Raw genomic sequence first — 7,517 nt, forward strand, 5'->3', positions numbered from 1 at the left:
AGGCAGGTGGCGAGACCGAGGAAGGCCTCGTGGATGTCGTCGCGTCGCTCCCAGCGGATCCGCAGGCGGCGAAAGCCGTGCAGCCAGGCGATGGTGCGCTCGACGACCCAGCGGAAAATGCCCAGGCCAGAGCCGTGTTGCACGCCTCGCTCAGCGATGACCGGGCGGATGCCGCGCTGCCACAGTAGGCGCCGGTATTTGTCGTGGTCGTAGCCGCGGTCGGCAAGCAGCGTGTCGGGTCGATGTCTGGGGCGGCCGACGACGCCGGCAACCGCCGGGATCTTGTCGAGCAGGGGCATCAGCTGGGTGACGTCGTTGCGGTTTCCACCGGTCAGCGACACCGCGAGCGGGATGCCCTGGCCGTCGGTGAGAACGTGGTGCTTGCTGCCCGGCCGTGCGCGATCGACCGGGCTGGGACCGCTTTTGGGCCCCGTCGAGCGGCCCGGACGTGGGAGGAGTCGATCACCGCCCGGGACCAGTCCAGCTTGTTCGCCGCCCGCAGCTTCTTCAGGAGCACCAGGTGCAGTTCGTCCCACACGCCGGCCTCGTTCCACGCGGCGAGGCGCCGCCAGCAGGTCATGCCCGAGCCGAAGCCCAGTTCCTGCGGCAGGTACTCCCACTGGATGCCCGTGTGCAGGACGAACAGGATCCCGCACAGCGCCTGCCGGTCCGGGACTCGCGGTCTGCCCTCGACCAGCTTCGGACCCGGCACGGGCAGCAACGGCTCGATGAGCGACCACAGTTCGTCCGAGACGATCCAGGGCCGCGACTGACGTTTCCCCACGATCGGACCAACGACCAGCCAATCCGAAAGTCACATGATCAACGGCTTCTGTTAGGACCTCTAAGACGTGGGCAGCGACCTGTGCGGATGGCGGGGAGAGTGGCATGAGTGGCCGTATGAAGTGGCCGACGCGGCGTGACAAGGACGCCGCGCTGATCATCAGGACCGACTATGAGGACGAGCGGGCATGGTCGGCCGTGCAAGCGGACCTGATGACGCCATGGGGAGAGGACGACGACTTTGAACCGTACGTCCATGTGGTCGACGATCCGCAATGGGCGGGAATCACGCCCACGCAGGCTCTCTCCGAGGCTTCCGCGCACGGAGAGGGGCACGGCGTCGTCTACCTCGCCGACCGGGTCTCCCTGCGGGAAACCCCTGTCACCTTGCTGGCGTTGTCGCTGCTGACCAGGGATCGGTGCGAAAGCGAGGAGGAGTTCGAGGCGTACGGCGGCGCGTTCCGGGTGACGCCGTCCGGGATGCACGAGATGAACGCGAACCTGACGATCGCCAACCTGGACTTCGGCGATTTCGCTGATGCGGCGAGGAATGATCCCGAGGGCGTCTTCCACGGATTTGCCGGCTGACGCACTCCGTGCGAAGTGCTGCCGAACGGCGGGCGTGAGCGGCGTGTCAGCCGTACGTCGGTGGGACGTGAGCGAAACGTGAGCGGGTGCCGACAGGCTCGTCCCGTCTCTGACGGACAGCCGCTCGCGGCACACACACAACGGTGGGCTTGTTATGCGCATGCGAAAAACCGCTGCCGGATCCCTGGTCCTGGCGGCACTCCTGCTCGGTGGCGTCGGCGCCCAGTCGGCGCAGGCGGCCGACTACCGCATCCCGGGCGGTCGCTACGACACGTACGTCGCGTGCCGCACGGCCGGTTCGCTGAGCGTGGGCATGGGGCTGTTCAGCCGCTTCGAGTGTGTGGACAACGGAACCGGCGCGTTCGACCTGTTCTACGTGAGCTGATCACCGGCCCGGCCTGAACGGTCGTCCAGCCAGGCCGGTCGTGCTCTCCACTCCGCTCTTTCTCTCTTTCCCGGAAGGCATGTGCACGATGTCCTTACGTTCCGCACGCCGCCCCGCCCGTCTGCGGGCCGTGGCCCTGTCCGTGGCCGCGCTCGCCGGTGCCGCCGCGGGTCTCGCTCCGGCCGCGCAGGCGGCACCCGCCACCGACGCCCCGGCGTCCGCCTCCATGAGCGCCTCCTCCGCCCGCAGCGTGGCCGTGGCCTTCGGCAACAACACCGACCAACAGCTGATCCGCACCTACTCCACTCTCTCGCACGGCTGCTGGGACAACGACAGCCTCCCGCCCGACTACGTGGCCAAGCACACCAGCCCCCGCTGGGGCAGTCACTCCTGCGGGATGCTCACGGGCACCGAGGGATACACCAACTTCAAGATCGCGGGCACCGACCAGGTGGTGTACCTCCACTGGGACAACCCCTACTCGGGCCACAACAGTTACGGGTGCGACGCCCCGGCCGGGTACAACTGCGCGATCAGCGAAGGCGGCGGCAACAACGCCACCGTGTACATGACGCTCTCCGGCGGTCCGGCGCGACTGACGGCCCGCACCGCCAACGTGGCCCGCGCCGCAGCCGTAGCCCGCACCGCGAGTGCGGCGCGGAGCACCAGGGTCACCCTCACGAACTACTCGGGCCGTTCGTTCGTGCGCACCGGGGCGAGCCTGTCACACGGCATCTGGAGCGAGAACACGCTGCCGCCGTCGCTCATCAACCCGAGTGACAGCGGCAGTTGGCAGAGCGAGTCCGACGGCTTCCTGACCGGTACGGAGGGCCGGGCCACGTACACGATGTCGGGCGGCGGCACCGTCTCGGTCGGCTGGGACAACCCGTTCAGCGGCCACAACAGTTACAGCTGCGACGTCTCCGCCGGGTTCGCGTGCGACCGGGTCGGCGGCGACGGCGACAACGCCCGGGTCACCTTCACGGTCCGCAGGACCGCCTGACCCGACCGCTCACCGTCGTACGACCGGATCGGCGCACACCCGAACCTCGTAAGGAGCCCCATGCGCAAGGAAATCTCCGCCCTCCTGCTCGTCGCCGCCCTGCTCACCGGCGCCGCCCCCGCCGCACAGGCCGCCGACGCCCACCAGCACACGGCGTCGACGGCCGTGGCGGTACGACCGCAGGCCGTCCTGAACCCCTTCTTCTGGGACTTCCGGAGCAGCGATGCCTCGGTGATCCGCAACGCCTACGGCCGGGCCATCAGCCGGCTGCGCCAGGCGGTCGGTCACGCGTACGCGGCCGACCCGTCGTTCCAGGTGACGAGCGATCAGGCCGACATCGCGACGATGACCGTGCTGCTTCCCGGAAATCGCCAGGTCAGCCTCCACTACACCACCGACAACCTCTACCTGCGCGGCTTCTCCGTGGGTCAGGGAGACGTGGTGCAGTTCAACGACTTCGACCTGGGTCACGAGATGGACCGCAACGCGCGCACCCTGCCGTTCAACGGCAGGTACGGGACGGAACGGGGACACCTCGAGTTCAACTCGTCCCGTACGCGCGCCCAGCTCAGCTTCAGCCGTCGCGCTCTCGGCGAGTCGCTGGAGAACCTGTACAACTTCGCGAACGACTCGGGGAACGTCTCCAATCAGCAGGTCGCCACCGCGGCTCTCACCCTCGTCGCCGCGACGTCCGAGGGGGCCCGCTTCCGGCCCGTCTACCAGGACGTCCTGAACGCGATCCCAGGAGAAGGCGGCGCCGGCCAGTCCGGCGACGACCTCATCCTGGAGAACAACTGGAGCCGTCTCACCGACTTCACCCGCCGACTCGCGAATCACGAGCACCCTGCCGAACTGGCCCTGGGAGGACGCCACTTCCGCACCATCCAGAACGTCCGCAACGTCCTGGTCATGCTGCTGTCCGGCTCGGCCCACCTGTAACCCGGCTTCGGCGCGGGCGGCCGCACCCGGCACCGCCGCCCGCGCCGCTGGCCGCCCGGACGGCACCCCTGTCAGACCTCCTCCGCGATCTCCGAGGACGCCCAACTCCGGAACAACGAGAGTGCCTCACTCAGATTGTCGGGGCCGCAGGCGATGCGAAACGTCTGCCCGGACGTCCATGCCGTCACCCAGTCGTTCCCGCCTCGCGTAACGCGCTGCTGGGGATGGGGATGCTCCCGGTCGGCCAACTCCGTCTCCTCAAGGCTGATCTCGACGGACCACCCCGGATTGTCGAGCGTCTCGATTTTCACGCCCCACTCGTGCTCCCAGTCACCATCGCACTGCGCGGCGTACCAGCCCTGCAACCACTCAAGAACGTCCTCTGATCCGGTGCCGTGCTTGTGAAGCGCCGCCGACGCCCGGAAGCGGATGCGCCCACACCGCTCACGATCCTCTTCCGGAGTGTCCTCGGAGCAGCAGCAGTGGACCGCGAGCCGACGCAGATCCTCGGCGTCCAGCCATAGCGGGACACGGCCGCTCGCCCTCTCGGCTTCCGGATCCGTCGGTTTGATCTCAGGCATGAATCGCAGCCTTAAGGGCTGTCCCGTAAATGATCTTCGGATCGCCTTGGACAGGGCTTGCCGCTGTGCGGCCCGCTGCCCTATCCGGCAAGGGCGAGGTTGTGCATCCGGGCGACGCCGAGCACGGCGTGGTGGACGCCGTCGCCTTTGAGGCGGTAGTCGCGGAGGATCTTCCAGGTCTTCATGCGGGCGAAGACGTGCTCGACGCGGGCCCGGACCTGCTTGTGGGACTTGTTGTGTTCCTCCTTCCAGTCCGGGAGTCTGCTCTGGCCGCGCTCGCGGCGGTGAGGGATGACGAGTCCGGTGCCCGGGTAGCCACCGTCGGCGATCGTGAGGGTCTTGCCGACGGCGGCCTTGGCGCCGGACTCCTCCCACGCCTTGCAGTCGTTGCGGTTCCCGGCGAGCGGCCGGCCGACCACGACGACCAGGCGGGTGTCGGCGTCGATACGACCTGATGGCGCGTGGAGTACCGGTAGTTCTTCGACCGCTCGGCCACGGTGTGGTCCCGGGTGGGGACCAGGGTGCCGTCCACGATGAGCACGGTGTCCCTGGCGAAACGCTTGCGGGGCTGGAGCGCGAGCATCGGCCCGAGATGGTCGATGATCCGGTCTGCCGCCGACTTGGACACCCCGAACAGCGGCGCGAGCTGCCGCATTGTGAGGTTCGTGCGCCAGTACGCAGCGACCAGCAGTGCTCGGTCCTCCAGCGGAAGGCTCCACGGCCGGCCCCTGCGGACCGCGTCCGCACCTGCGCGACGCAGCACCGTCACCAACTTCCCGAACTGCCGCGGGCTCAGCCCGGTGAACGGGGCTATCCAAGACGACTCCGACGCCGCGATCACACCAGCCACACCAAGATCATCCCAGGCCGGTTAGGGTGCCATCTTCGAGGCGACGGACTGGAGACGGATCATGGAGCAGAACGAGGCCCTGCAACTCGCGGTGACGTTTCTCGCCCGCAGCCAGCGCGATGACGAGCCGCCTCTGGCTATCGACACTGAGCGGGTCCGTGAGAGCAACGGGCTCCTGATCGCGCCCTACAACTCAGTGCAGTACCTCGCCTCGCGTGACGCACGAGAGCAGCTGTTGGACTGCTGGCCCATCCTCGTCGACCTTGAACGTCGGGATGTGCGGTTCGGGACCCTGGACGAGCGGCATCTGTGGAGGAACCCGAGCGCCTGATGGATGTCCCGCAACCACAGTTACGGACAGCCCTTAGCCCTGCCCCTCAGGGGCCCGGTCCGGCCTCCGTCGCCGGGCCCGCGCAACGGCTCCGTCAGGTCCCCTTCGGCGACGGCTTGACCGGCTCGGTGATCGGCGCGCCGTCCTTGTCGGTCATCCCGTTCGACGTGCCGTCGTCCGAGCAGCTCGGGCTTCCCCCGGTCGTCATCGGGTGGGCGGGCCTGCCGCGCGGGTTCGTGCTGGTCAACGGGGCGGGGAAGTCGACCAGCCTGGCGGCGCTCCTCGACCATGTCAACACGCATCGGTCGGTGCACATCCTCACCATCGAGGACCCGATCGAGTACCTGCACCGGCACAAGCGTTCGGCGGTCAGCCAGCGCGAGGTCGGTACCGACACCGACTCGTTCCCCGGCGCACTGCGTTCGGCCCTGCGCGAGGACCCCGATGTCCTGCTCCCTCGGCGAGATGCGCGACCCGGAGAGCATCTCCGCGGCCCTGACCATCCCCGAGACCGGGCACCTGGTGTTCGCCACGCTGCACACCAACGACACGTCGCAGACGCTGGACCGCATCGTCGATGTGTTCCCGGCCGAGCAACAGCCGCAGATCCGGCCGCAGTTGGCGCACATCTTGGTCGGCATCCTCAACCAGACGTTCGTCCCCCGGACCGGCGGGGGCCGGGTGGCCGCCGTCGAGGTGCTGGTGGGCACGTCGGCGCTCCGCAATCAGATCCGCGAGGGCAAGACCCGCCAGATCCGGAACATGATCTCCACCGGCCAGCGTGACGGCATGCAGACCCTGGCGGGCGGCATCAACGCCGTCGTCGCGGCGGGCACCGTCGCCCACGAGAAGGCCGTACTGCACACGGCCCACCCGGAGGACATCCAACGGCCCTACGTTCCAGTCGGAAAATAATCCCACCAGGTGTCGCACGGGGAGCACACCGCATCAATTGTCGCCCCGGAAGATCAAGAGGCACTCACATGAGTGAACCGACCCGGATCATTTGGCTTTGGCGGTCATGACTCCACTACGGTGATGGCAGAGCGGATGCTGGACGCCATCGACGAGGAATTCGCCCCTTCCGAGAAACCACGAATTCCGAAAATGGACGTTTCCATCCGCCAACTGTGCGCTGTTCCGGCTTTCGCAGCGCCCGGGCTTCCTGCCATTCGTGTCATTTCTTACGCGTACCGAGGATGGAGCATCATGCCTCCCGTAGTACCGCCCTTTCTGATCGGTCTCATCGCCGCCCCCCTGGCCAAGCGGCTCTTCAAGCCGTTGATGCGCGGCATCGTCAAGACATCCGTCGGCCTCGCCCTCGAGGTGAAGAAGGTGACCGCCGAGGCCGGGGAGAACATCCATGATCTCGCGGCCGAGGTGGCCGCCGAAATGGTGGCGGCGCAGATCGCCGCAGGTGACGGCGAGGCCGGATCGGGCGGTGGCCGGGAGGCCGCCGCAAGCGGCACCCCGAAGGACGCGAGGGACGGGGTTGCCGCCCGGTCCGACGGGGAGACAAGGGCCCCGAAGATCCGCCCGACCGCCGGTGCCGGAAAGACGCAGTGACGACACCCTCCGGGCGGCCGGGCCGCCACTCGGGCCCGGAGGAATTCACCCGGTGGCGGTCGGCCGCGCATACACCGGCCACATCGCTTTACCCTGAAATTCAGCTGTCGCGTTAATCCGTCGAGTTCGTCACGGTTTTCGCGACCTCCACTAAGGTGTTCGTCAACATGCCATCTCTGCTGGGCGCCGCAGCCGGAAACAGCTCCGTGAATGTGGACGTGCATCCGCGTTCGGTTATTCCGGGCCGCCAGCGCTGGCACGTAAAGCTGATTCTCGGCCACCCTCGGACCGCCGAAATTCTCGCCGCGACTCTGCGCCGCCTTCCGGGAATCACCGAGGCACAGGCCAGCCCGGTCACCGGCGGGGTTCTCGTCCGGCACGACGCGCGGGTGAAGGCCGCGGACGTCGGCCGGTTCGTCCGCGGAGCCGTCGCCCTGGTCGTGGAACGCACGGCCGGAGCGGGGCGCCCAGCCCCCGCACGGCCCGCCACC

General features: G+C 68.1%; 11 protein-coding genes and 1 pseudogene. 8 read left to right on the top strand and 4 right to left on the bottom strand.

Features of this window, described 5'->3' with window-relative positions:
• Positions 1-784, bottom strand: a protein-coding gene (locus tag GTW40_RS28460; protein ID WP_343245603.1) for an IS5 family transposase whose coding sequence is annotated in 2 segments (ribosomal slippage) — positions 1-452 and positions 455-784 — 782 coding nt annotated over the 2 segments. Because the reading frame shifts where the segments join, the coding sequence is not laid out codon by codon here. This gene is flagged as partial in the annotation.
• Between the two features lie 104 nt (positions 785-888).
• Here GTW40_RS28460 and GTW40_RS28465 point away from each other — a divergent pair.
• The 4 genes from GTW40_RS28465 to GTW40_RS28480 all read left to right on the top strand — a co-directional run bounded on the left by GTW40_RS28465 (position 889) and on the right by GTW40_RS28480 (position 3,698).
• A complete protein-coding gene (locus GTW40_RS28465) occupies positions 889-1,371 on the top strand; it encodes a hypothetical protein (protein WP_161183011.1) in 483 nt (160 codons plus the stop codon).
• A 160-nt stretch (positions 1,372-1,531) separates the two neighbouring features.
• Positions 1,532-1,756, top strand: a complete 225-nt coding sequence (locus GTW40_RS28470; RefSeq protein ID WP_161183012.1) for a hypothetical protein — start codon at positions 1,532-1,534, stop codon at positions 1,754-1,756.
• Between the two features lie 88 nt (positions 1,757-1,844).
• Positions 1,845-2,759: an aegerolysin family protein gene (locus GTW40_RS28475; RefSeq protein WP_161183013.1), complete on the top strand. Its 915-nt coding sequence runs from the start codon at positions 1,845-1,847 to the stop codon at positions 2,757-2,759.
• A gap of 60 nt (positions 2,760-2,819) precedes the next feature.
• Positions 2,820-3,698 carry a ribosome-inactivating family protein gene (locus tag GTW40_RS28480; protein WP_161183014.1) on the top strand — a complete coding sequence of 293 codons (879 nt, stop codon included), beginning with the start codon at positions 2,820-2,822 and terminating at the stop codon, positions 3,696-3,698.
• A gap of 71 nt (positions 3,699-3,769) precedes the next feature.
• On the opposite strand, the gene GTW40_RS28485 is transcribed toward GTW40_RS28480, so the two are convergent.
• Together GTW40_RS28485 and GTW40_RS28490 are read right to left on the bottom strand one after the other, a co-directional pair.
• Positions 3,770-4,279 carry an immunity 53 family protein gene (locus GTW40_RS28485; protein ID WP_237525781.1) on the bottom strand — a complete coding sequence of 170 codons (510 nt, stop codon included), beginning with the start codon at positions 4,277-4,279 and terminating at the stop codon, positions 3,770-3,772.
• 80 nt (positions 4,280-4,359) lie between these two features.
• Positions 4,360-5,129: pseudogene (locus GTW40_RS28490) on the bottom strand (transposase).
• Positions 5,130-5,190: 61 nt separating this feature from the next.
• Here GTW40_RS28490 and GTW40_RS28495 point away from each other — a divergent pair.
• A complete protein-coding gene (locus GTW40_RS28495; protein WP_161183015.1) occupies positions 5,191-5,460 on the top strand; it encodes a YrhB domain-containing protein in 270 nt (89 codons plus the stop codon).
• 94 nt (positions 5,461-5,554) lie between these two features.
• Here GTW40_RS28495 and GTW40_RS33390 read toward each other — a convergent pair whose 3' ends face one another.
• On the bottom strand, positions 5,555-5,707 hold the full coding sequence (locus GTW40_RS33390) for a hypothetical protein (protein WP_237525783.1): 153 nt from the start codon (positions 5,705-5,707) through the stop codon (positions 5,555-5,557).
• 197 nt (positions 5,708-5,904) lie between these two features.
• On the opposite strand from GTW40_RS33390, the gene GTW40_RS28500 reads away from it, so the two are divergent.
• From GTW40_RS28500 to GTW40_RS33395, 3 genes are all read left to right on the top strand, one after another.
• Complete coding sequence (locus GTW40_RS28500) at positions 5,905-6,375, top strand: ATPase, T2SS/T4P/T4SS family (RefSeq protein WP_272919047.1); 471 nt, start codon at positions 5,905-5,907, stop codon at positions 6,373-6,375.
• Between the two features lie 123 nt (positions 6,376-6,498).
• Positions 6,499-7,026, top strand: coding sequence for a DUF5132 domain-containing protein (locus tag GTW40_RS28505; protein WP_237525782.1), 528 nt, complete (start codon positions 6,499-6,501; stop codon positions 7,024-7,026).
• Positions 7,027-7,181: 155 nt separating this feature from the next.
• Positions 7,182-7,517 (top strand): HMA2 domain-containing protein (locus GTW40_RS33395; protein ID WP_343245813.1); only part of this gene is annotated, 336 nt, incomplete at its 3' end.

Source organism: Streptomyces sp. SID4985 (assembly GCF_009863025.1).
GTDB lineage: Bacteria > Actinomycetota > Actinomycetes > Streptomycetales > Streptomycetaceae > Streptomyces.

Excerpts from the sequence above, each read along its gene's own strand:
- GTW40_RS28480 (WP_161183014.1), top strand. The coding sequence starts at position 2,820 with ATGCGCAAGGAAATCTCCGCCCTCCTGCTCGTCGCCGCCCTGCTCACC.
- GTW40_RS28475 (WP_161183013.1), top strand. The coding sequence starts at position 1,845 with ATGTCCTTACGTTCCGCACGCCGCCCCGCCCGTCTGCGGGCCGTGGCC.
- GTW40_RS28505 (WP_237525782.1), top strand. The coding sequence starts at position 6,499 with ATGGCAGAGCGGATGCTGGACGCCATCGACGAGGAATTCGCCCCTTCC.
- GTW40_RS28465 (WP_161183011.1), top strand. The coding sequence starts at position 889 with ATGAGTGGCCGTATGAAGTGGCCGACGCGGCGTGACAAGGACGCCGCG.
- GTW40_RS28495 (WP_161183015.1), top strand. The coding sequence starts at position 5,191 with ATGGAGCAGAACGAGGCCCTGCAACTCGCGGTGACGTTTCTCGCCCGC.
- GTW40_RS28470 (WP_161183012.1), top strand. The coding sequence starts at position 1,532 with ATGCGAAAAACCGCTGCCGGATCCCTGGTCCTGGCGGCACTCCTGCTC.
- GTW40_RS28485 (WP_237525781.1), bottom strand. The coding sequence starts at position 4,279 with ATGCCTGAGATCAAACCGACGGATCCGGAAGCCGAGAGGGCGAGCGGC.
- GTW40_RS28500 (WP_272919047.1), top strand. The coding sequence starts at position 5,905 with ATGTCCTGCTCCCTCGGCGAGATGCGCGACCCGGAGAGCATCTCCGCG.